Raw genomic sequence first — 23581 nt, forward strand, 5'->3', positions numbered from 1 at the left:
ATGCCGGGGGCCGGGTGCCGTCGACTCAGCGGTCCCGGTTGAAGCGGGTGGTGATCCAGAGCAGGAGGAGCAGGATAAACAGGGCGCCGCCGCCGGTCAGATACGGGCTGAGGCTGGCGTGACCGCCACCCGCGTGCTCGCCTTCGGCGAGGGAGACCAGGGACTGTGCGGTGGTGTGCAGGCTCATCGTCGGCAGGACCAATCCGGGCTGGGGGTCGGGCAGAGACTTCCACCACATCGTAAGCGGCGGCTCACCGCAGGCTCACGGCGACTCCGCCCGGACACCTCCGAAGGGGTCCGGGCGAACGGGCGGGGTCAGTCCCGGCCGTAACCGCGCAGCAGGATCCAGGCGAGCAGGGCGGCGCCGAGCACGCCGGCGATGATCACGGTGCGCAGGATCCAGCCGGGGCCGACGTCGTGGGCGGTCTCCTGGGCGGCGGCGAGCAGCACGCTCGGATGCGGCATGACGATGCGCTCCCTCGGGTACCGGCCCGTGGGTCGTTTGTCCGGGCCTGTGCGGTCAGTGGTGCGATCGTCAGCGTACGCCCGAGCATCCAATCGGTTGTCAGTGGCGTCCTCTAGTCTGAGACACACGCAGTCGAACAGGGGGAGGCCCCAATGACGGAGAGCCCAGGCGGCAGCGAGCACGTACCGAGCCGGGACCGGCGGCGATTCCCCGGAATCTCCTCCCGGTCGTACGAGCACCCGGCGGACCGTTCGGCGCTGGTCGCGCTGCGCAAGCTGAGCGGGTTCGACACCGTCTTCAAGACGCTCAGCGGCCTGCTGCCGGAGCGCAGCCTCCGGCTGCTGTTCCTGTCGGACTCGGTCCGGGTCAGCGACCAGCAGTTCACGCACCTCAACGACATGCTGCGCGATGCCTGCTACATCCTGGACCTGGAGAAGGTCCCGCCGATGTACGTCAATCAGGACCCGCAGCCCAACGCCATGTGCATCGGCCTCGACGAGCCGATCATCGTGGTGACGACCGGTCTGGTCGAGCTGCTCGACGAGGAGGAGATGCGGGCGGTCATCGGCCACGAGGTCGGCCACGCGCTGTCCGGGCACGCCGTCTACCGCACGATCCTGCTGTTCCTGACGAATCTGGCGATGAAGGTCGCCTGGATCCCGCTGGGCAACGTCGCGATCATGGCGATCGTGACGGCGCTGCGCGAGTGGTTCCGCAAGTCGGAGCTGTCCGCGGACCGCGCCGGCCTGCTGGTCGGACAGGATCTGCAGGCCTCGATGCGCGGCCTGATGAAGCTGGCGGGCGGCAATCATCTGCACGAGATGAATGTGGACGCCTTCCTCAAGCAGGCCGACGAGTACGAGTCCGGCGGCGATCTGCGCGACTCCGTGCTGAAGATCCTCAACCTGCTGCCGCGCAGCCACCCGTTCACGACCGTGCGGGCGGCCGAGCTCAAGAAGTGGGCGGCCAGCCGCGACTACCAGCGGATCATGGACGGCCACTACCCCCGTCGGGACGAGGACAAGGACACCTCCGTCTCCGACTCCTTCCGGGACTCCGCGGCGCACTACGCCGATTCGGTGCGCAACAGCAAGGACCCGCTGATGGGCCTGGTCCGCGATATCGCGGGCGGTGCGGGCGATTTGGGCGGCAAGCTGCGGGACACGGTCTTCCGCGGCGGCCAGCGTCCCGGCACCTCGGGCGGCGCGAACGGCTCCGGTGGCACGGGCGGCTCGGACGACTCCTGAGGGACCGGACGGCGGACGAGCCGGCGGGTCCGCCGGCGGACCGGACGCCCGACGGTCCGCCGGGCGGACCGGCTAGCGGATCGGATGGCTCGGCTTCGGCTGGGCGGCGGGCGCCAGCTCACCGCAGAGCGAGGGGTTGGCCCGGTCCCTGGCGTAGGGGTCGGTGCCCGCGGGCCGGTCATGGCCGGCGTGCTGTCCCGCGAACAGCGGGCGCAGCGCGTCGGCCGGCTGCGAGGAACAGGCCAGCGGCCCGGCCTGCAGACTGCTCTGCAGCAGCTCCAGGCGGTGGTCGGCCAGATCCTCGCGCCCGACCCGGAAGTGCATCTCACGCCGTACGGTGACCAGCGAGGCGGCGCCCGCGGTGGCCTTGCCGACCTCCGCTCCGGCCGGCTTCTGCGGCGCGCCGGGGGCGGGCCGCACGGCATAGACGAAGGTGTAGTCGGCGGTCACGACGAGCGCGTCCGGGCTCAACTCCGCGGCGGAGAGGGTGCCGTTGACCCGTACGTCCCGGTCGGCGAGCCGGGTGACGTCGGGGTCGAAGCGGACCAGCCAACCGGTCGCGGCGTAGCGGCCGTTGTCGTCGGGGTGCGCCAGGCTCCGGTCGAACTGGTCGAGTTGCCCGGTGTCGAGCAGCAGCCGCACCGGTCGCACGGAGCCGCCGGTGAGGGTGGCCGGGTCCAGCGACGACTGGACGATGTAGTCCTTGGCGATGCTCAGGGCCGAGATGATCTGGCCGTCGGAGAAGTGCTCGGTGCGGGCGACGGGGGGAAGGTTCACGCCCGCGGCGCCGATCTTGTAGTCGGCCGCGGGGCTGTGCGCGAAGAGGTCCTCGGGCGTCGCGCCCGGTACCTCCCCGCTCGGCGCGAGCGGGACGACGGAGGAGCGCAGCGGCTGCACCCGGGACTGCTCCGGGGTCTTGTACGGGTGCCGGATGCCCATGTAGACGGCGGTGCCGAAGGCGAGCACGATCAGCAGCACCAGCAGGATGGCCTGCCGCGAGCCGCCCAGCCGCATCCAGGCATGCCGGGTCTTCACGGCCGGTGAATGATGCTCACCCAGCCGCTCGTCCGCCGAGAACTCCTGCAGTCGGGCAGCCCGCACGAACGATTCGTCGAAGACAACGGATCGGTATTCGTCCTCACCGCCTCCCGAGGCGCCGTTGGGCGTCCCTTCGGGAGGGTCACCAGGCCCGGTCATACAACAAGGGTAGGTCTGCCGGGGCGAAGGTAAACGCCGGGGCGCCGGGCAACTTCAGCGGAAGGTTCCGTTTCGGGGACCCGTATCGCGGGAAGGGTGTCCGGCCGTCACTGCGGCCTGGGCACCGCCGAGAACGACGGGCGCGCCGGCCCCACGGACGGCAGCGACGGCAGGCCGGGCCGCGCCGTACGGACGCCGTCCGCGTCGCTCGTGGCCGGGAGGTCCACCCCACTGGTCGTGGGCGCCGGAGCCGGGCTCTGGTTCCGTCCGGAGGCGCCCCGGTAGACGGCGCTGAAGGCCAGGGCGACGAGCCCGATGCCCATCACGACGGCCAGCACCCAGGCGACCGGGCGGTGCCAGCGGGTGCTGCCACGGTAGGGGCGCAGCGACCCCCCGTAGGGGCCGTAGGGGTGGTGGTCGGCGTAGCCGCCGTCGTCCTCGTACTCGTCGCCGTACGCGTCGTAGTCGTCGGCTCCCGGGCCTCGGCGCCCACGGCGGCCGCGGGCCGCGGCCTCGCCCGGATCGTCGCCGTCGGGACCGAAACCGGCTCCCGAACGGGCCGCCTCGGCCTCGGCGCGCGCCTCCGCGGCGGCCAGCATCCGCTCGACCGCGGAGGGCTCGTGGATCTGGGCGGACCGGACGAACTCCTCGTCGAAGACCACGGCAGCGAACTCCTCGTCCGCGCTTCCGTGGCTCCCGTGGTGGTGCTCGTCGGGCTCTTCGCCGTCCGGGAACGGCTTGCCCCCCACGTCGTCCGGCACCCGTCCAGGTTAGCCCCGGGCCGTCGTTTTGGGCAGGGATCGGCAGGGCGAACCCCCCACCGGAACACCGCAACCCACGACGGCTCCGCCCCGGCCCACCCGACGCACCAGCCCTAGCGGGTGTGCCCGTCCCCGGTGACGATGTACTTCGTGGACGTGAGCTCCGGCAGCCCCATGGGGCCGCGGGCGTGCAGCTTCTGGGTCGAGATCCCGATCTCCGCGCCGAAGCCGAACTGGCCGCCGTCGGTGAAGCGGGTGGAGGCGTTCACCGCGACGGTGGTGGAGTCCACCAACTGGGTGAACCGGCGGGCGGCGGCCTGCGAGGTGGTGACGATGGCCTCGGTGTGCCCGGAGGTCCAGCGCCGGATGTGCGCCACCGCCGCGTCCAGGTCGGGCACCACGGCGGCCGCGATGTCGTACGAGAGGTACTCCGTCGCCCAGTCCTCGTCCGTGGCGGGGGCGACCAGCCCGGGTCCGGCCTGCTGCCAGGCGGCGTCGCCGTGCACGATCACACCGGCCTCGGTCAGCGCCTCCAAGGCGCGCGGCAGGAACTTCTCGGCGATCCCGGCGTGCACCAGCACCGTCTCGGCGGCGTTGCAGACACTGGGCCGCTGGGCCTTGGAGTTGATCAGGATGTCGATCGCCATGTCGATGTCGGCGGCCTCGTCGACGTAGACATGGCAGTTGCCGGTGCCGGTCTCGATCACCGGGACGGTGGACTCCTCGACGACCGTACGGATCAGCGAGGCGCCACCGCGCGGGATCAGCACGTCGACCAGGCCGCGGGCGCGCATCAGCTCCCGCACCGACTCGCGGCTCTCCCCGGGCACCAACTGCACCGCGTCGGCGGGCAGCCCGGCGCTCCGCACGGCGTCGCGCAGGACGTCCACCAGGGCGCTGTTGGAGGCGTACGCGGAGGACGAGCCGCGCAGCAGGACGGCGTTGCCGGACTTCAGGCACAGCGCCGCGGCGTCGACCGTCACATTGGGCCGGGCCTCGTAGATGATCCCGATCACCCCGAGCGGGACCCGGACCTGGCGCAGGTCGAGACCGTTGGGCAGGGTCGAGCCGCGCACCACCTCGCCCACCGGGTCGGGCAGCGCCACGACCTGGCGGACGTCCGCGGCGATGGCCTCGATCCGCTCCGGGGTGAGGGTGAGCCGGTCCACGATCGACTCGGCGGTGCCGGCCTCCCGGGCCTTGGCGACGTCCTGGGCGTTGGCGGCGACGATCTCGTCGGTCCGCTCCACCAGGGCGTCGGCGATGGCGAGCAGGGCGGCATCGCGGGCCGTCCGCGGCAGCGGGGCCAGGACGGCGGCCGCCTCCCGCGCGCGGCGGGCGGTCTCGAGGACGGGGGAGCTCTGCGATGCGCTGCTGGTCATGCCGGAAAGCCTAGCGGGCGGGCCGGCCGCCGCCCGGGGGTATCTCACAGCGCGGGACGCCTCGCCCGGTGGTCAGTAGGGGTGGACGCCGACCGGTGAGGCCGGCGGCAGTCCGTACCCCTCGGCGATGCGCTGGTGGTAGGTCTCGCGGTCGATGACCTCCAGGCCGACGATCTCCCACGGCGGCAGCTTGGCTGTCGAGCGGTGCTCGCCCCACAGGCGCAGCGCGACCGCGGCGGCGTCGTGCAGATCACGGGCCTCCTCCCAGTAGCGGATCTCGGCGTGATCGTTGGCGTAGCGGCTGGTCAGCAGGAAGGGGTGGTCGTGGGCGAGCTGTTCCAGCCCCCGCCGGACCTCCTTGAGCGGAGCCTCGGCGCCCGAGACGCTGAGGGTGATGTGCCACAGCCGGGTGGCCTCGCGGCGCTCGCCCTCCGGGGCGGGCCGCGCCGTCCGGTTCCGCTCCGCCCGCTCGTCGTCGTCCGACCGGTCGCCGACCTCGCCGGTTTCGACGCTGGTCAGCGTCCGCTCCGCCGTCCCTCGGGGCAGTGCCCCCGGGCGCCCTCGTCTCACCCGCGGCCTCCTGTGATGCGCATCGCTCCGCCCTCGGGGGTGCGGAGCCGATTGGTGCGGTCGTCCTTCGGCGTGTGCGCTTGCACTCTGCGGGCGCCGTTCCCCTGCGGCGCCCCCACAACAAAGTTGACCAGCCCGCGGGCCGTCGCGGGGCCGTTTTCGCCAAGGTCTCCGCGGAAAGGCCGGTACGCGCTCCGCCTGGGGGCGGTGTCCGTGCCCCCGCGGCGGCGGTCGCACGGGCCGGGCGGCGTCAGTGGTGCAGCAGCACCAGGTCGTCGCGGTGCACGACCTCCCGCTCGTAGGCGGGGCCCAGCTCACGGGCGAGATCGCGGGTCGAACGTCCCATCAAACGGGGGATTTCCCTGGCGTCGAAATTGACGAGTCCGCGGGCCACCGCGCGGCCGTCGCCGTCCCGCAGCTCGACCGGGTCGCCGGCGGAGAACTCGCCCTCCACGGAGGCGATACCGGCCGGCAGCAGCGAGGAGTGCCGCTCGACGACGGCGCGCACCGCCCCGTCGTCGAGGACGAGGGCACCGCGCGGGGTGGAGGCGTGCGCGAGCCACAGCAGCCGGTCGGCGGAGCGCCGGCCGGTGCGCAGGAAGTGGGTGCCGGTCCGGCCGCCGGCCAGCGCGTCCGCGGCGTGCACGGCGGAGGTCAGGACCACCGGGATGCCGGCCGCGGCCGCGATCCGGGCCGCCTCGACCTTGGTGACCATGCCGCCGGTGCCGACGCCCGCCTTGCCCGCGCTGCCGATGGAGATGCCCTCCAGGTCCTTGGGCCCGCGCACCTCCGCTATCCGCGACGTGCCGGGGGTGGCCGGGTCGCCGTCGTAGAGGCCGTCCACGTCCGAGAGCAGGATCAGCAGGTCGGCACGGACGAGGTGGGCGACCAGCGCCGCCAGCCGGTCGTTGTCGCCGAAGCGGATCTCGTCGGTGGCGACCGTGTCGTTCTCGTTGACGATCGGCACGGCGCCCATGGCCAGCAGCTGGTCCAGGGTCCGGTAGGCGTTGCGGTAGTGGGCCCGGCGGCTGGTGTCGTCGGAGGTCAGCAGGACCTGCCCGACGCGGCGGCCGTAGCGGGCGAAGGACGCCGTGTAGCGGGCGACCAGCAGGCCCTGGCCGACGCTGGCGGCGGCCTGCTGGCGGGCCAGGTCGCGGGGCCGCCGGTCCAGGCCCAGGGGGGCCAGGCCGGCCGCGATCGCACCGGAGGAGACCAGCACGATCTCCTTGTCCTGGTGCTTGGCCAGGACGTCCACCAGCGCGTCCACGCGGTCCGCGTCCAGTCCCCCGGCGGCCGTGGTCAGCGACGACGAGCCGACCTTCACCACGATCCGGCGGGCGTCCGCCACGCCTTCGCGCCGGCCGCCACCCCCCTCGACCGTGGCCTTCCGGGCCGCCCCTTCGTCCATGCTCGCGCCTGCCACCCTGCGTACCCCTGTGCTTGCTGATACCGCCGCCGTACGGGTATTCCTGCTGGTGCCCGCGCGACGTCCCTACGGGCGCAATCTACGGCAGTACGGCCCCCGGGCGCGTGCCGATATCGCCTGGCGGACGCTCCGCGAGACGGCCGGGCGGACTCCGCCGCGGTTCGGGAGCGGGTACCGGGGCCGCACCGCCGCCGTGTGCGCCACCCCACAGGGTTTTTCGTTAGACGGACGCCGAGGCCAAGAGGTTGCGTTCGATTGGTCCGCTTTCGCGGTGATGAGAGCCACAGCAGATTGTCACCAAGGCCAACGAGGTCATACGGTCGGGTGTCCATCGGTCCCGTTTCGCCGCTCCGGCGGCGTCGCAGCGCGGGACCCGGCCGCCCCCCTCGGCCTCCCCCCTGACCTTCTTGCTGCCAGGAGCCCTCCCCCGTGCCTTCCGCCGGAATCGTTCCCCGCCGAGCCGTACAGCTCGCGGCCCTCTTCGCGATGATGATCGCGTTCATCGCCCAGCTGGTCGGTGCGCTGCTGCCCATCGTCCCGTTGTTCATCGCCGCGTCCGTGGTCAACCTGGGTCTGGACCTGGTCCTCCAGCACAAGCAGCCCGGCCTGCTGGCCGTGCTGGGCCGGATCCGGTTCGACGTCACGGTGCGCCAGTTGCTGCGCGACATGCTGATACTGGTCGGCCTGCTGCACATCGACGGCATCAACCCCCTTGAGGAGCAGGCGCCGCTCACCATCACGCTGCTGCTCTTCTACGGCACCCACTTCGTGTGCCAGGCGGTCGCGGTGCTGGTCCGCAGGACCCGCAGCCTGCCGTTCGTGACCCGCAACATCGACGCGAGCGCGCTGCGGCTGTGCGACGCCCCGCCGCGGATCCTCTCCCGCCAGACCGGCCGCCGGCTGCTGCGCTTCTCGGTCCCCACCACGGCCGGCATGATGCTCACCGCCATCACCACGGACGCCTACTGGGGCGGCATCGGCCTGGCCGTCTCCCTGGCGCTGTCGGCCGGCGGCACGCTCTACCTGGGCACCTGGCTGCTGCCCAAGAAGCGGGTGGCCGGTGAGCGGCAGGCGCTGGAGTGGCTGGACGACTGGCTGGCCGCGTACCAGCCGACGGTCGGCATGTACTTCTCCGGCGGCGCCTCCTCCGCCTACCAGGCCAACATGTGGCTGAGCACGCTGGCCTCCCTGGACGGCAACCCGATCATCGTGCTCCGCGAGCGCTTCATGGTGCAGAAGATCGACGCCACGGACGTACCGATCGTCTGCATCCCCAAGGTCGCCAACCTGATGCGCCTGGAGCACTCCACGCTCAAGGTGCTGCTGCACCCGGCGAACTCCGGCAAGACCTCGCAGATCCTGCGCATCCCGTCCATCAAGCACGCCTTCACCAACCACGGCGAGAGCGACAAGCTCTCCTCCTGCAACCCGTACGCGAAGGCGTACGACGAGGTGTGGGTGGCGGGCCCGGCGGCCCGCGACCGCTACCAGCTCGCCGACATCGGCGTCGAGGACAAGGACGTCGTCGAGGTCGGCCGCCCGCAGCTGGCCCCGATCCGGCCCTACGAGGGCGCCCCGGCCGGCCGACCGACCACCGTGCTGTACGCCCCGACCTGGGAGGGCTGGGACGGCAACCCGGGCAACACCTCGGTGATCCTGGCCGGCGAGAACATCGTCCGCGAGCTGCTCGCCGACGACGACGTGCGGCTGCTGTACAAGCCGCACCCGATGACCGGTTCCGTGGACCCGCGCGCGGGCGCCGCCAACATCCGCATCCAGGCGATGATCGAGGAGGCCAACGGCCGGCGCAGCGGCGCCCGGCCCGGCCCCGAGGCCGCCGCCGAGCTGGCCCGCCGTACCGAGGAGCTGACCGCGCTGACCACCTCGGCGTTCCGCAAGAGCGCGGACGAGCTGGAGCGGATGCGGCTGCAGGGCACCCCCGACGAGGGCCGCGCGGCCGCCGTGGAGGCCGCGGGCGCCGCCTGGGAGGAGGCGTACTGGAACTCCTTCCCCGAGTGGGAGCACCGCATCATCACCACCGCCCGCCCCGGCATCTTCGGCTGCTTCAACCAGGCGGACGTGCTGATCAGCGATGTCTCCAGCGTCGTCTCCGACTACCTGACCAGCGAGAAGCCGTACGCGGTCGCCAACACCTCGGGCATGGGCGAGGCCGACTTCCGGGCGAACTTCCCCACCGTGCGGGCGGCCACGATCCTCACCCCCGAGGCGGACGGGGTGAAGGCCCTGCTCGCCGCGGTCCGCAATCCGGAGCTGGACACCCTCGCGGCGGAGCGGGCCGAGCTCAAGGAGCACCTGCTGGGCCCGTCCGACCCGCCGTCCTCGGTCCGCTTCAACCAGGCGGCGCAGGCGCTGTGCGCGAAGGCCGACGAACGCCGCATCCGGATGGAGAGCCGGCTGTCCGGGATCCCCGGGCAGCGCTCGCAGGAGGACGTGGACGCCTCTGAGGCGGCCGAACGCGAGGCCAGCGGCGCCTCGGACGCCACCGCGGCCGTCTAGCCCTCAGCGGGCCGCCTGCGGCCTCGGCCGGCGCCCCAAAGCAAAGGGACAGGCCCCGGGAGGATCTCCTCCCGGGGCCTGTCCCTGTCGAGGGCACGGGCCACGGCGCCTAGAAGGGCCGGAAGCCCTTGAACTCCTCGGTGGCCTCGTCCCGCTCCGCGTCGCGGTCGCGGCGGCGGGTTGCGGCCGGACGCGGCGCGTCGAAGCGGTGGTCCTCACCACGGCGGCCCAGCATCTCCGCGCCGGCGGCCATGGTCGGCTCCCAGTCGAAGACGACGGCGTTGTCCTCGGGGCCGATCGCCACCCCGTCCATGGCCTTGGCGCCCGCCTTGAGCAGCGCGTCCTCGACGCCGAGGCGGTTGAGCCGGTCGGCCAGATAGCCGACCGCCTCGTCGTTGTTGAAGTCGGTCTGGCGCACCCAGCGCTCGGGCTTCTCGCCCCGTACGCGGAAGAAGCCCTCGCCCTCCTGCGTGATCGTGAAGCCCGCGTCGTCCACGGCCTTCGGCCGGATGACGATACGGGTGGCCTCCTGCACCGGCTTGGCGGCGCGGGCCTTGGCGACGATGTCGGCGAGGGCGTACGACAGTTCCTTGAGGCCCTGGTGGGCGACGGCCGAGACCTCGAAGACGCGGTAGCCGCGCTCCTCCAGGTCGGGCCGGATCATGTCGGCCAGGTCCTTGCCGTCGGGGATGTCCACCTTGTTGAGGACGACCACCCGCGGCCGGTTCTCCAGGCCGCCGTACTGGGTCAGCTCCTCCTCGATGACGTCGAGGTCGGAGAGCGGGTCGCGGTGCGACTCCAGGGTCGCGGTGTCCAGGACGTGCACCAGCACCTCGCAGCGCTCGACATGGCGCAGGAACTCCAGGCCCAGGCCCCTGCCCTGGCTGGCGCCCGGGATCAGGCCGGGGACGTCCGCGATCGTGTAGACCGTCGAGCCGGCCGTCACCACGCCGAGGTTGGGCACCAGCGTGGTGAAGGGGTAGTCGGCAATCTTCGGCTTGGCGGCGGAGAGCACCGAGATCAGCGACGACTTGCCCGCGCTCGGGTAGCCGACCAGCGCCACGTCGGCGACGGTCTTGAGCTCCAGCACGATGTCGCGGGCCTCGCCGGGCTCGCCCAGCAGCGCGAAGCCGGGGGCCTTGCGGCGGGCGGAGGCGAGCGCGGCGTTGCCGAGACCGCCGCGGCCGCCCTGGCCCGCGACGAAGGTGGTGCCCTGGCCGACCAGGTCGGCCAGGACCTCGCCGTTCTTGTCGAGCACGACCGTGCCGTCCGGCACCGGCAGGACGAGGTCCTTGCCGTTCTTGCCCTCGCGGTTGTCGCCGGCGCCGGGCTGGCCGTTGGTGGCCTTGCGGTGCGGGTGGTGGTGGTAGTCGAGGAGGGTGGTGACGTCCTGGTCGACGACCAGGATCACATCGCCGCCACGGCCGCCGTTGCCGCCGTCCGGGCCGCCGAGCGGCTTGAACTTCTCCCGGTGTACGGAGGCGCAGCCGTGGCCTCCGTTACCCGCGGCGACGTGCAGCTCGACGCGGTCCACGAAGGTGGTCATGGGTGGGTGCCTCCAGATAACTGCGGGAAAAAACGTCGCGGTACTCCGCGAATGTCTCTGTGGTAACACGCCAAGGGCGGACCGGCCTTCCCGCTCCTGCGGGAAAAGGCGGTCCGCCCTCGGAGTGATGCTCTGACGTGCGCTTACGTCCGGGCCGAAATTACTCGGCGACCGGGACGATGTTCACGACCTTGCGGCCACGGTGGGTGCCGAACTGCACCGCGCCGGACTGCAGGGCGAACAGCGTGTCGTCGCCACCGCGGCCGACGCCCGCGCCCGGGTGGAAGTGGGTGCCACGCTGGCGGACCAGGATCTCACCGGCGAGGACGGCCTGACCGCCGAAGCGCTTCACGCCGAGCCGCTGAGCATTGGAATCGCGACCGTTCCGAGTGGACGATGCGCCCTTCTTGTGTGCCATGTCTCCTCAGTCCCTTACTTCGCCGGAGCGTCGATGCCGGTGATCTTCAGCGCCGTGTGGAGCTGGCGGTGGCCGATCCGCTTCTTGTAACCGGTCTTGTTCTTGTACTTCTGGATCCGGATCTTGTTGCCCTTGTGGTGGTCCACGACCTCGCCCTGGACCTTCACGCCGGCCAGGACCCACGGGTCGCTGGTGACCGAGTCACCGTCGACGACCAGCAGCGTGGAGAGCTCGACGGTGTCGCCGACCTTGCTGGTGGAAATGCGGTCAACCTCGATGACGTCGCCAACAGCAACCTTCTGCTGGCGCCCGCCGGTGCGCACGATCGCGTACACGCGGAACTCTCTTTCGCTAGGAACGGATCCTCTGATGCCAGCCGCTCACACGGGCTCGGGACGGCCCGTGGAATCCGAGTGGACGAGCGGCCTCCCTCGGCGGACCGAGAGGTGTTTGCTCAGGGGTTTGGTGTCACAGACACCGACGGTCAAGATTACGGGGCCTTGACCAGAGGGTCAAACCGGCCCCCGGGCCGCTGACGGCCCGGGGCACGGTTTCGCCGCTCGGCCCTCCGCTTACGCCACGGAGGACTGCTCGGCGGCAGCGGTCTTCTTGGCCGCGGCCTTCTTCGTCGTCGCCTTCTTGGTGGCGGTCTTCTTCACCGTGGCCTTCTTGGCGGTGGTGGTCTTCTTCGCCGCCGCCTTCTTGGCCGTGGTCTTCTTCGCCGCGGTCTTCTTGGCGGCCGTCTTCTTGGCCGCCGCCTTCTTCGCGGTCTTCTTGGCCGCGGGCGCCGCCTCCGGCTCGGCCTCGGCGCCCTCGACGGACTCCGCGGCCACGGCCGGCGCCTCGGCGGGCTCCGGCTCGGCGGCCGGCGCCGTGATCACGACGGTCGCCTCGGAGTCGGACACCTCGGGCGAACCCGCCGGGGCGGTCACCTTACGGGTCACCCGACGGCGCGGACGGGCCGGCGCGGGCTCCGCGGCCGGCGCCTCGGCGACCGGCTCCACGACCGCCTCCGGCTCCGGCTCCGCCACCGGCGCCGGCTCGGCCGGCAGCACGATCGCGGCGGCCTCCTCGGCGGCCTTGGGGGCGCCCGCCGGAGCGGACACCTTCCGGCTCACCCGGCGGCGGCCACGGCCGCGTCCGGCGGCCGCCTCGGCCTCCGCCGGGCTGCTGAACCACTCCTCGGCGTCGGCCACCGCGGGCTGCAGCTCGGCCTCCGTCACGGCGGCGGGCTCCAGCTCCGGGGCACCGCCGTCCGGCGTCGGCTCGGCCGCCTCGACCTCGTGGACATGCGGCTCGGCCTGCGCGGCCTTGCCCTTCTTCTTGCGCTTGCCGCCACCGCCGGCCGTCGTCGGCTGGTCCATGTGGACGATCACGCCGCGGCCGTTGCAGTGGACGCACGACTCGGAGAAGGACTCCAGCAGGCCCTGGCCGACCCGCTTGCGGGTCATCTGGACCAGGCCGAGCGAGGTGACCTCGGCCACCTGGTGCTTGGTACGGTCCCGGCCCAGGCACTCCAGCAGCCGCCGCAGCACCAGGTCCCGGTTGGACTCCAGCACCATGTCGATGAAGTCGATCACGATGATGCCGCCGAGGTCGCGCAGCCGCAGCTGGCGCACGATCTCCTCGGCCGCCTCCAGGTTGTTCCTGGTGACCGTCTCCTCCAGGTTGCCGCCCTGGCCGGTGAACTTGCCGGTGTTGACGTCGACCACGACCATCGCCTCGGTCCGGTCGATCACCAGCGAGCCGCCGCTGGGCAGCCAGACCTTGCGGTCCAGCGCCTTCATCAGCTGCTCGTCGATGCGGTACGTCGCGAAGACGTCGACGTCCGAGGTCCACTTCTGCAGCCGGTCGACGAGGTCCGGGGCGACGTGCGAGACATAGCCGTGGATGGTCTGCCAGGCGTCGTCACCGCTGACGATGACCTTGGAGAAGTCCTCGTTGAAGATGTCGCGGACGACCCGGACGGTCATGTCCGGCTCGCCGTAGAGCAGCGAGGGGGAGCTGGTGGAGGAGGCCTTGGCCTTCTTCTGGATCTCCTCCCACTGCGCCTGCAGCCGCTGCACGTCGCGCGCCAGCTCGTCCTCGCTCGCGCCCTCCGCGGCCGTGCGGACGATGACGCCGGCGTCCTCGGGGACGATCTTCTTGAGGATCTGCTTCAGGCGCGCCCGCTCGGTGTCCGGGAGCTTGCGGCTGATGCCGGTCATCGAGCCCTCGGGCACGTAGACCAGGTAGCGGCCCGGCAGCGAGACCTGGCTGGTGAGCCGCGCGCCCTTGTGGCCGATCGGGTCCTTGGTGACCTGCACCAGCACCGACTGGCCGGACTTCAGCGCGGTCTCGATCCGGCGCGGGCCGTTGGCCATGCCCAGCGCCTCGAAGTTGACCTCACCGGCGTACAGCACCGCGTTGCGGCCCTTGCCGATGTCGACGAAGGCGGCCTCCATCGACGGCAGCACGTTCTGCACCTTGCCGAGGTAGACGTTGCCGACGTACGAGGTCGCCTGCTCCTTGTTGACGAAGTGCTCCACGAGCACGTTGTCCTCAAGGACGCCGATCTGGGTGCGCTCGCCGCTCTGGCGGACGACCATCACCCGCTCGACGGCCTCGCGGCGGGCGAGGAACTCCGCCTCGGTGATGATCGGCACCCGGCGGCGGCCCTGCTCGCGGCCCTCACGACGGCGCTGCTTCTTGGCCTCCAGACGCGTCGACCCCTTGATCGACTGCACCTCGTCGGCGCCGGTGCCCTCTTCCTTCTTGCGGGGCTCGCGGACCTTGACGACCGTGCGCTCCGGGTCGTCGGCGTGGCCGGCCTCGGCCTCGGCGGCGTCACCGCTGCGACGGCGGCGACGGCGGCGGCGACGGCTGCTGCTGGAGCCGCCGGCCGGCTGCTCCTCGGCCTCCTCCTCCGGGTGCTCGGCGGCGCGCTCCTCGGCCTCCTCCAGCTCGGCCTCGGTCTCCGCACCGGCGGCCTCGGCGGGCTGCTCCTCGGCGCCCTCGGCGGTCTCACCACGGCGGCGGCGACGGCCACCACGGCGGCGGCGGCGCGAGGGGCGCTCGGCCGACTCGTCCTCGTCGTGGGCGAACTCGCCCGGCTCGGTCTCCGGCTCGGCCTCTTCCGCGGCCTCCGGCTCCTCGGCCGGGGCGACGGCGACCTGCTCGGGCTCGGCGGGGGCACCACGGCGGCGGCGACGGCGCGCGCCACCGGCGGGCTGCTCCTCCGCCACCGGCTCGACGACGGCCTCCTCCTGACGGGCCGCGGCATGGGCGGCGGCCGCGCTCTCGGGGGTCTGGAACATCGGCTCGGCGAAGACCGGCGCCTGGAAGACGGCCGTCGGGGGCCGCTGCGCCCGGCGGCGGCCGCGCACCGGCCCCTCCTGGACAGGCTCCTCCACCGCACGGGGCTCCTCGGCGACCGGCTCGGCGGCGCGGCGGCGGGTACGGCGGCGGGGGGCCTCGGCGGGCTCGGCGGCGGGGGCCTCAGCCACCGGTGCCTCCTCGGCCTCCTCTGCCTCCTCGGCCTCGGCTTCCTCGGCCACCTGGGGCGCGCCGGCCGGGGCGGTGGCCTTACGGGTGGCGCGGCGGCGGGTACGGGCCGGCTTGGCCTCCTCGGCGACCGGCGCCGGAGCCTCCTCCTCGACAACCGGCGCGGCCGGCGCGGGCGCCTCGGCCACCACCGGCTCCGCGGCGATCTCGGTCTGCGGCGAACCGGCGGGCGCGGTCGCCTTACGGGTGGCCCGGCGGCGCGTACGGGCCGGCTTGGCCTCCTCGGCGGCGGCCGGGGTCTCCTCGGCGGCGGCCGGCTGCGGGGCCCCGGCCGGGGCGGTGGCCTTACGGGTGGCGCGGCGGCGCGTACGGGCCGGCTTGGCCGCGTCCCCGGTGGTGACCGCGGCCGCGGCGGCCTCCTCGGCGGGGGCCGGATCGGCGGCCGCGGCGGCGGTCTCGGTGCTCAGCACCGCGCTCTCGGCGGCGCCCCCGGACGCCGGCGGACCGGCCGGCCGGGAAGCCGCACGGCGCCTGCGGCGCGGCGGCAGCGTGTCGCTGGGTGAGTGGTTGTCCTCGATACCACGGTCCTGGGACGGCGTGGATTCGGTGGGCTCATTGGGCTCGAGCATGCGGGCGGTTCTCCCGTCACGCTCCCGGGCGCCGCGCCTGGTTCCGGTAGCGGTCCGCGCGATGAGCGCGGTCCCGCAGTCCGGGGCGTGGGCGCCGCACGGGAGCTGTCGTCTCGCTCGCCGGGCCCCGTGGGCGGGGACCGGCGAAAGTCTCCTGGTCAGTGCGTCTGCCGGACCGGGGTGGCTCCCTGGCTGATCGGCGACGCAACGACGGCGGTCCTACGCAGTACCTTCCCCGGCTCCCGGGGAGGCCCCACTCGGCGCCTTCGCGGCACTCTGCGCGTCGGCCGTGATAGGGGCGGCCGTGGCAGCGTCGCGGTCGGGCGCTAGCGGGTCAGTCACCGCGCCGGCCTCCTCATCGAGCAGCCCCTGCGCCAGCCTGGTCACCGCAGCGGGGACCGGCGGCGCCAGGTCGGCCGTAGCTCGGAGGCCGGACAGGACGTCGTCGGGTCGAACGGCGGGTGTCACATGCCGAACAACCAGCCGCAGTATCGCACAGGCATTGCCGTCAGGCCTATCGCCCTCGTGACCGGCTGCTTCCAGCCGCGCCACCGCGGCCCGTGCGTCGAACGTCCGCATGCCGTTCTTCGTGCGGCGCTCGACCAGCACCTCGTCGGCGGCGAGGAACGCCTCCACGGCGCGCCGGGCCTCCTCGGGTGCGACCCCGTCGAGCCGGAGCTCCCACACCGAGGCCTGCAGCCGGTCGGCCAGCCCGCTGGTGTGTGCCTCGACGGAGTCGATCACATCGAGGCCGGCCGGCAGCGACTCGTCGAGCAGCTCGCGGAGCTGATGCGGATCGCGCCGCTCGGTGAGCTGGATCTCCAGATACTCGGCCTCGCTGCCCGTGCCGGTGGGGGCGGCGTTGGCGTACGACACCTTGGGGTGCGGGGTGAAGCCCGCCGAGTAGGCCATCGGGACCTCGGCGCGGCGCAGCGCCCGCTCGAAAGCGCGCTGGAAGTCGCGGTGGCTGGTGAACCGGAGGCGGCCGCGCTTGGTGTAGCGCAGTCGGATGCGCTGCACCGCCGGTGCGGGCGGCGGGCCTTCGGGCTGTCGCTTGCCCAGTGTCGCTCAGTCCTTCGTGAGTGCGGTCGTACTGCTACCAAGAGTACGTGTCCCGGGGGCTCCCGGTTCCCGGCGGGGCGGTACGGCCTCGGCCGGCCGCGGTTCCGCGGACCCGCCGAACAGGGCGCGCCTGATCTCCCCGCGGGTCTGCCGCACGGACTCCCGTACGGCACCCAGCGCCTGGCGGGTGGCCCGCCCGGCATCGCGCAGGGCCTGCCGGACCGGGCGCCAGACGCCGTCGCGGATGCCGTGCCCGAGCGGCGTCAGCACCGTGCGGTACGTCCAGCGGAACGGCTCGACGAAGATCCACCGCAGCAGCCGGCCGAGGAACCGGCCGACGGCGCGGGAGACGAACCCCGCGGCCCGCCAGCAGTGCCCGAGCGCGTCCCCGACCTCCCGGCAGACCACGGTCACCGCGGCCACCAGCGCCCGCCCGACCGGCTGCAGCACATACCGCCAAAGGGCGACGGCGGGCACCACCAGGATCCATCGAACGAGCGCGGCGACGGCCGTACCGACGCCCCGGACCAGCCAGGCGATGCCGTGCCCGACGGGCGTCAGCAGGTACGTGTACAGCCACTGGGCCGGCACCACGACCAGATACCGCACCAGCCACGCCACCGCGGCCGCGATCCCCCGCCCCACCGGCGCCACCACATACCGCCACAACGCCACCCACGGCCAGACGAACAACGCCTTGCCGCACCACACCGCCCCCACGCCCAACGCCCGTACCAACCAGGCGATTCCACGCCCTACGGGCGTGAGGACGTACGCGTACAGCCACTGCGCCGGCACCACGACCAGATACCGCACCAACCACGCCACGGCCGCCGCGATCCCCCGCCCCACCGGCGCCACGACATACGCGTACAGCCACTGCACCGGCACCACGACCAGGTACCGCACCAGCCACGCCACCGCGGCCGTGGTCCCCAGCCCCAAGGGTGCGATCACACACCGCCACAGCCAGGCCAACGGGGTGACGACGAGGGTGCGCCACAGCCACGCCAGGCCGCGGCCGCAAGGGCGCAGCAGCGCGCGGTCGACGGCCTTGGCGCAGACCACCAAGGCGTCCCACACCAGGCGCACCGGCACCACGAGCACCAGCACCACGATCCGCACCGGGATGCGGACCACTGTGGTCAGGCACCCCTCCCCCGGCTCGTAGCGGTCCGGCGCGCGCCGGTCCTTGTCGAGCGACACGGTGTCGAGGCCGTCCCGCCGCCCCCCGTCGATGGCCCCCATACGGCCTTCCCCCTCGTTCGCTTCCCTGCGGTGCCGTTCCCACCCCGCATTGTCCGTGAACACGCAACGGCCCGGCCACCGCGGGGTGCGGGGCCGGGCCGAAGGCGCGTGAGCGCGGCGCTACTTGACGACCGACAGGGGCAGCAGCTTCTTGCCCGTGGGACCGATCTGGATCTCGGTGTCCATCTGGGGGCAGACACCGCAGTCGAAGCACGGGGTCCAGCGGCAGTCCTCGACCTCGGTCTCGTCCAGGGCGTCCTGCCAGTCCTCCCAGAGCCAGTCCTTGTCCAGACCGGAGTCCAGGTGGTCCCAGGGCAGGACCTCCTCGTACGTCCGCTCGCGCGTCGTGTACCAGGCGACGTCCACGCCGAACGCGGGCAGCGTCTCCTCCGCGGCCTTCATCCAGCGGTCGTAGGAGAAGTGCTCGCGCCAGCCGTCGAAGCGGCCGCCGCCCTCGTAGACGGCGCGGATGACCGCACCGACGCGGCGGTCGCCGCGCGAGAGCAGGCCCTCGACGATGCCGGGCTTGCCGTCGTGGTAGCGGAAGCCGATGGAGCGGCCGTACTTCTTGTCGCCGCGGATCTTGTCGCGGAGCTTCTCGAGACGGGCGTCCGTCTCCTCCGCCGACAGCTGCGGCGCCCACTGGAACGGCGTGTGCGGCTTGGGGACGAAGCCGCCGATGGAGACCGTGCAGCGGATGTCGTTCTGCCCGGAGACCTTGCGGCCCTCGGCGATGACGTTGACCGCCATGTCGCCGATCTGCAGCACGTCCTCGTCGGTCTCGGTCGGCAGACCGCACATGAAGTACAGCTTCACCTGCCGCCAGCCGTTGCCGTAGGCCGTGGAGACCGTACGGATCAGGTCCTCTTCCGAGACCATCTTGTTGATGACCTTGCGGATCCGCTCGCTGCCGCCCTCCGGCGCGAAGGTCAGACCCGAGCGACGGCCGTTGCGCGTCAGCTCGTTGGCAAGATCGATGTTGAAGGCGTCGACGCGGGTCGACGGCAGCGACAGACCGATCTTGTCTTCCTCGTACCGGTCGGCGAGCCCCTTGGCGATGTCGCCGATCTCGGTGTGGTCCGCGGAGGACAGCGACAGCAGGCCGACCTCCTCGAATCCCGTGGCCTTCAGTCCCTTGTCCACCATCTCGCCGATGCCGGTGATGCTTCGCTCCCGTACGGGGCGCGTGATCATGCCGGCCTGGCAGAAGCGGCAGCCGCGGGTGCAGCCACGGAAGATCTCGACCGACATCCGCTCGTGGACGGTCTCGGCCAGGGGGACGAGGGGCTGCTTGGGGTAGGGCCACTCGTCCAGGTCCATGACGGTGTGCTTGGACACCCGCCACGGGACGCCGGAGCGGTTCGGCACGACACGGGAGATGCGGCCGTCGGCGAGGTACTCGACGTCGTAGAACTTGGGGACGTAGACGCTGCCGGTCTTCGCGAGGCGGAAGAGCAGCTCGTCGCGCCCGCCCGGCCGGCCCTCGTTCTTCCAGGCACGGATGATCTCGGTGATCTCCAGCACGGCCTGCTCGCCGTCGCCGACCACCGCGCAGTCCAGGAAGTCCGCGATCGGCTCGGGGTTGAAGGCGGCGTGGCCGCCGGCGAGGATCAGCGGGTGGTCCTCGGTGCGGTCCTTGGCCTCCAGCGGGATGCCGGCCAGGTCCAGGGCGGTGAGCAGGTTGGTGTAGCCGAGCTCGGTGGAGAAGGAGACGCCGAGCACGTCGAAGGCGCTCACCGGGCGGTGCGCGTCGACGGTGAACTGCGGGACGTCGTGCTCGCGCATCAGCGCTTCGAGGTCCGGCCAGACGCTGTAGGTGCGCTCGGCCAGCACGCCCTCCCGCTCGTTGAGGACCTCGTAGAGGATCATGACGCCCTGGTTGGGCAGGCCGACCTCGTACGCGTCCGGGTACATGAGCGACCAGCGGACGTCACAGGAGTCCCAGTCCTTGACGGTGGAGTTCAGCTCGCCGCCGACGTACTGGATGGGCTTCTGCACGTGCGGGAGGAGGGCTTCCAGGCGCGGGAAGACCGACTCGACAGGCATCGTGGTGATCTTTCATCAGCGGGCAGGGGTGACCCTCAAGCCTAACGTGCCCGGCGGCAAACCCTTGACGCGTCGCTTCCCGCAGGTCAGAGGGCCCCGTACGCATCCCGTGAGGGGGACGTCACGGCCGGAGCGCGGCCCGGTGCTCGGGTCGCGAGACCTTCGCCCACACCGCCGGCAGCTCCCGCTCGCGGTCGGCGGCCAGGGCCTCCTCGCGGCCGTAGAGCAGGCCGAAGGTGAAGGCGCCCTCGCCGGCGCGCTGCGCCTGGGTCGCCAGCTCCCGCAGGGCGCCGCGGGCCACCACGCTGTCCTGGTGGTCGCCGAGGAGCTGCTGCAGCCGCTTGGTGCGCTTGGCGAACTTCTTCGCCGGGCGGCCCAGCGCCGGGCGGGCCGCCTCGGCCGCGTACCGGGTCCGCTTGGCCGCCTTGCGGGCGCTGTGCAGCGCCTCGTCCCTCCCCTGCCCGGCGGGGGCGGCCAGCGCGGCCTCCACACGGCGCGACAGCCGCCGGTAGTCCTTCAGCACGGCCCGGGCCACCACTTCGGGCGCGGGACCGGCTGCGGCCCCGCGCAGGGGCGGCGCCTCCAGGAGGGCGTCGAGGGTCTTCAGGAGCGAGAGGTAGCGGTCACCGTCCAATACGGCGAGCAGCTGCCTGCGCGCGCCGGCCCGGCGCCGCTGCGACCAGATGCGCAGCCGGGCCGCGACCGGGCCGAGCCGTAGCGTGCGGGGCACCTCGGCCAGCGCGCCGTGCAGCCGCTCGGTCAGCACCTCGCGGTCCCGGTCCACCCCCAACTCCGCGGCCAGCCACTTGAGTTCGACGCCGATCGGCTGCGTGACGGCACGGTCGAGGACCTTGGTGTACGAGCGGAAGGCGCTGCGCAGCCGGCGCGTGGCGACCCGCATCTGGTGCACCGCGTCGGGCAGGTCGCGCCGTACCCCCGGATCGAGTTCGACGATCGTCCGCACCTGCTCGCGGACATAGCGCAGCACGACGTCGCCGGCGGTGCGGCCCTTCCTGCCCTTCTTGCCGGAGCCCTTGCCCGCGTCCTCGCCGGAGCCCTCGGCGCCGCCCTTCCCGGGCCGGGCCGGCCGCTGCCCCGTCTCGGCCAGCGCCCTCGCCAGCTTCGACGCCGAGGAGGCGGGGCGCACCCCCGCGGCGGCCAGCGCCCGGCCGATCCCGTCCAACAGCCCGGCGTCCTCGCCGCCGTCCCCGGCCAGCTCCACCTCGATCTCCCGCCAGCGCACCTCCGCGGGCTCGTGGCCCGCCTCCGCGGCCCCGCCCGCCCGGTGCGCCCGCACCTCGTCCTGGGCCACCTCGGCGAGCGGCGCGCCCGCGGCGTCGTGCAGCACCAGGACCGTGCGCCGGGTCCGCAGCCGTACGACGGGGGCCAGTTCGCGGTCCAGCACCCGTGACCGTACGAGCGCGGTCAGCTCCGCGGGCGGCGTATCGGACAGCGGCGCCCGCACCTCGTCGCGCACCCCGGGCGCGACCGGCAGCTTCAGATGCCAGCCGGCGTCCCTGCCGCCGGTGCGCCGCCGCAGGGTGATGCCGTCCGCGGCGAGGCGCTGGTCGGCGGTGTCGTAATAGAGGGCGTCCAGGGACTCGGCGCCCTGTTCCGCCACGCTCGCGACCGGGTCGACGCCGGTCAGGTCGGGCAGCTGGATGTCGTCGTCGGCCTCGTACTTCCGCTCGATCTCCCGCACGGTGTCCGCCATGCATCGAATCTAGCCACCGGCCCCAGCGAGGACCACCCACCGTGCCCGGGGGCCGGCGCCGGATGTCAAGGATCCGCAAATGCGGGTGGCACACGCCGCGCACCGTGACTTACGGTGTGTCACGGAGTTCCCACACAGCGTGGCAATCGGCGCTCACTCGGCCCTCCGGGGAGGGAGACACCCGTGCACCCCCACACCGCAGCCACCGCCCGGACACCCGTCCGCGTCGCGGCGGGCGCCCGCCCGTTCCTGCTGGCGGCGCCGAGCAGACCCACCGCCCCCAAGCTCGCCCGCGACTTCGTCCGGGCGGTGCTGCGGCACACGCCGCTCGCGCCGCTTCTCGACACCGCCGTCCTCCTCACCTCGGAGGCGGTCACCAGCTCCCACCTGCGCACACCCCGGTCGGCCGAGATCCTGCTGCGGGTGCTGACGGCCGAGCACGGGCTGCGGATCAGCGTGCACGACGAGGCGCCGGTCCGCCTTCCGGCGCAGGCCTTCGCGTCACCGTCCGCCGCTCCGTATACGGCGGTGGCCGGCGAGCCGCAGGCCGACCTCGGTCTGCTGCTCACCGGCCACCTCGCCGACGACTGGGGCACCACCCCGTACGCGGGGGTGCCGCGGTCCACCTCTCTGTGGTTCGAGCTCTACCGGCAAAGATGACGCAGCGTCACCGGGACGCCGACAGGGGCCGCCCGACCCGGATCGACTGCAGCAGCCCTATGGCGATCCAGACCGCGAACATCGAGGTGCCGCCGTAGGAGACGAAGGGCAGCGGCAGCCCGGTCACGGGCATGATGCCGAGCGTCATGCCGATGTTCTCGAAGGACTGGAAGGCGAACCACGCGATGATGCCGGCGGCCACGACCGTGCCGTAGAGCTCGGTGGACTCGCGGGCGATCCGGCAGGCGCGCCACATGACGATGCCGAGCAGCAGGATGATCAGGCCCGCGCCCAGGAAGCCCAGTTCCTCGCCGGCGACGGTGAAGATGAAGTCCGTCTGCTGTTCGGGGACGAACTGGCCGGTGGTCTGGCTGCCATGGAAGAGGCCGGACCCGGTCAGCCCGCCGCCGCCGATCGCGATCCGGGCCTGGTTGGTGTTGTAGCCGACGCCGGCCGGGTCCAGGCTCGGGTTGGCGAACGCGGCGAACCGGGCGATCTGGTAGGCGTCGAGCAGACCGAGCTGCCAGATGGCGACACAGCCGACGACGCCCGTGCCCACCAGGCCCAGGATCCAGCGGTTGGAGGCGCCGGAGGCGAGCAGCACACCGAGGATGACGGCGCCGAGCACCATGACCGAGCCGAGGTCGGGCATCAGCATGATGACCACGACGGGGACGGCGGCCAGCAGCAGGGCCTGGACGACGGTCCGGTGGTCGGGGTGCGGGCGGTCGCCGGCATCGACCCGGGACGCCAGGATCATCGCCATGCCGAGCGAGATGGTGATCTTCGCGAACTCGGCGGGCTGGAGCGAGAAGCCGCCGGGGATCGCCAGCCAGGAGCGCGAACCGTTGATGGTGGCGCCCAGCGGGGTCAGCACCAGCAGCGCCAGGACGACCGACAGGGCGTACAGCACCGGGACCGCGCCGCGCAGGGTGCGATGGCCCAGCCAGATCGTGCCGGCGGCCAGCGCCAGGCCGATGCCCAGGTTGAGCAGGTGGTGCAGGAAGAAGTAGTACTCGTCGCCCTTGTTGAGCTCGGTGCGGTTGCGGGTGGCGGAGAAGACCAGCAGCGACCCGATGAGCGACAGCGCCAGACAGGACAGCAGCAGTATCCAGTCCAGCTTGCGCAGCACCGAGTCACGCGCCGTCAGCTTGCCCCAGGTGCCCAGCTCGGGGGTGTAGCGCCGGATGGAGAACGCCCGGGAGGTGT

The 23581-nt window shown here is 72.7% G+C and carries 19 protein-coding genes; 3 read left to right on the forward strand and 16 right to left on the reverse strand.

Going from position 1 to position 23581, the window contains the following annotated elements; all coding sequences use genetic code 11:
• Nucleotides 1-25 precede the first annotated feature (25 nt).
• Both AC0680_RS15730 and AC0680_RS15735 read right to left on the reverse strand, forming a co-directional pair.
• The gene (locus AC0680_RS15730; RefSeq protein WP_384426823.1) at nt 26-187 is read right to left on the reverse strand and encodes a hypothetical protein; all 162 of its coding nucleotides are present in this window, start codon (nt 185-187) and stop codon (nt 26-28) included.
• Between the two features lie 128 nt (nt 188-315).
• Entirely contained in the window at nt 316-465 is a 150-nt protein-coding gene (locus AC0680_RS15735) for a hypothetical protein (protein ID WP_478628646.1), read from the reverse strand.
• Between the two features lie 153 nt (nt 466-618).
• Here AC0680_RS15735 and AC0680_RS15740 point away from each other — a divergent pair, with 153 nt between their 5' ends.
• Entirely contained in the window at nt 619-1713 is a 1095-nt protein-coding gene (locus tag AC0680_RS15740; protein ID WP_478628648.1) for a M48 family metallopeptidase, read from the forward strand.
• Between the two features lie 72 nt (nt 1714-1785).
• Here AC0680_RS15740 and AC0680_RS15745 read toward each other — a convergent pair whose 3' ends face one another.
• The 5 genes from AC0680_RS15745 to proB all read right to left on the reverse strand — a co-directional run bounded on the left by AC0680_RS15745 (nt 1786) and on the right by proB (nt 7031).
• On the reverse strand, nt 1786-2910 hold the full coding sequence (locus AC0680_RS15745) for an SCO2583 family membrane protein (protein WP_478628650.1): 1125 nt from the start codon (nt 2908-2910) through the stop codon (nt 1786-1788).
• A gap of 107 nt (nt 2911-3017) precedes the next feature.
• The gene (locus tag AC0680_RS15750) at nt 3018-3671 is read right to left on the reverse strand and encodes an SCO2584 family spore wall biosynthesis protein (RefSeq protein WP_478628653.1); all 654 of its coding nucleotides are present in this window, start codon (nt 3669-3671) and stop codon (nt 3018-3020) included.
• Between the two features lie 113 nt (nt 3672-3784).
• Nucleotides 3785-5053, reverse strand: coding sequence for a glutamate-5-semialdehyde dehydrogenase (locus AC0680_RS15755; RefSeq protein WP_478628656.1), 1269 nt, complete (start codon nt 5051-5053; stop codon nt 3785-3787).
• Between the two features lie 72 nt (nt 5054-5125).
• Entirely contained in the window at nt 5126-5623 is a 498-nt protein-coding gene (locus AC0680_RS15760) for a hypothetical protein (RefSeq protein WP_384426812.1), read from the reverse strand.
• 250 nt (nt 5624-5873) lie between these two features.
• Nucleotides 5874-7031 (reverse strand): glutamate 5-kinase, encoded by a 1158-nt coding sequence (proB, locus tag AC0680_RS15765; RefSeq protein WP_478628923.1) that lies wholly within the window; start codon nt 7029-7031, stop codon nt 5874-5876.
• A gap of 447 nt (nt 7032-7478) precedes the next feature.
• Here proB and AC0680_RS15770 point away from each other — a divergent pair, with 447 nt between their 5' ends.
• The gene (locus AC0680_RS15770; protein WP_478628658.1) at nt 7479-9566 is read left to right on the forward strand and encodes a hypothetical protein; all 2088 of its coding nucleotides are present in this window, start codon (nt 7479-7481) and stop codon (nt 9564-9566) included.
• A 109-nt stretch (nt 9567-9675) separates the two neighbouring features.
• Here the strand turns inward: AC0680_RS15770 and obgE are convergent, their stop codons facing one another.
• From obgE to AC0680_RS15810, 8 genes are all read right to left on the reverse strand, one after another.
• A complete protein-coding gene (gene obgE, locus AC0680_RS15775) occupies nt 9676-11112 on the reverse strand; it encodes a GTPase ObgE (protein ID WP_478628661.1) in 1437 nt (478 codons plus the stop codon).
• Nucleotides 11113-11272: 160 nt separating this feature from the next.
• Nucleotides 11273-11530, reverse strand: a complete 258-nt coding sequence (gene rpmA, locus AC0680_RS15780) for a 50S ribosomal protein L27 (protein WP_384440512.1) — start codon at nt 11528-11530, stop codon at nt 11273-11275.
• A 14-nt stretch (nt 11531-11544) separates the two neighbouring features.
• Entirely contained in the window at nt 11545-11865 is a 321-nt protein-coding gene (rplU, locus tag AC0680_RS15785) for a 50S ribosomal protein L21 (protein WP_384440515.1), read from the reverse strand.
• Nucleotides 11866-12102: 237 nt separating this feature from the next.
• Complete coding sequence (locus AC0680_RS15790) at nt 12103-15642, reverse strand: Rne/Rng family ribonuclease (RefSeq protein WP_478628664.1); 3540 nt, start codon at nt 15640-15642, stop codon at nt 12103-12105.
• 219 nt (nt 15643-15861) lie between these two features.
• Nucleotides 15862-16662, reverse strand: a complete 801-nt coding sequence (locus AC0680_RS15795) for a TIGR03936 family radical SAM-associated protein (RefSeq protein WP_478628666.1) — start codon at nt 16660-16662, stop codon at nt 15862-15864.
• 48 nt (nt 16663-16710) lie between these two features.
• A complete protein-coding gene (locus AC0680_RS15800; protein ID WP_478628668.1) occupies nt 16711-17952 on the reverse strand; it encodes a hypothetical protein in 1242 nt (413 codons plus the stop codon).
• A 120-nt stretch (nt 17953-18072) separates the two neighbouring features.
• Nucleotides 18073-19998 carry a TIGR03960 family B12-binding radical SAM protein gene (locus tag AC0680_RS15805; protein WP_478628671.1) on the reverse strand — a complete coding sequence of 642 codons (1926 nt, stop codon included), beginning with the start codon at nt 19996-19998 and terminating at the stop codon, nt 18073-18075.
• A gap of 121 nt (nt 19999-20119) precedes the next feature.
• Nucleotides 20120-21712, reverse strand: a complete 1593-nt coding sequence (locus AC0680_RS15810; protein WP_478628674.1) for a CYTH and CHAD domain-containing protein — start codon at nt 21710-21712, stop codon at nt 20120-20122.
• A 183-nt stretch (nt 21713-21895) separates the two neighbouring features.
• On the opposite strand from AC0680_RS15810, the gene AC0680_RS15815 reads away from it, so the two are divergent.
• Nucleotides 21896-22372, forward strand: coding sequence for an ATP-binding protein (locus AC0680_RS15815; protein WP_478628677.1), 477 nt, complete (start codon nt 21896-21898; stop codon nt 22370-22372).
• Nucleotides 22373-22379: 7 nt separating this feature from the next.
• On the opposite strand, the gene rodA is transcribed toward AC0680_RS15815, so the two are convergent.
• Nucleotides 22380-23561 (reverse strand): rod shape-determining protein RodA, encoded by a 1182-nt coding sequence (gene rodA, locus AC0680_RS15820; RefSeq protein WP_478628924.1) that lies wholly within the window; start codon nt 23559-23561, stop codon nt 22380-22382.
• Between the last annotated feature and the right edge of the window lie 20 nt (nt 23562-23581).

The sequence above is a fragment of the Streptomyces sp. NPDC043738 genome (assembly GCF_056436545.1).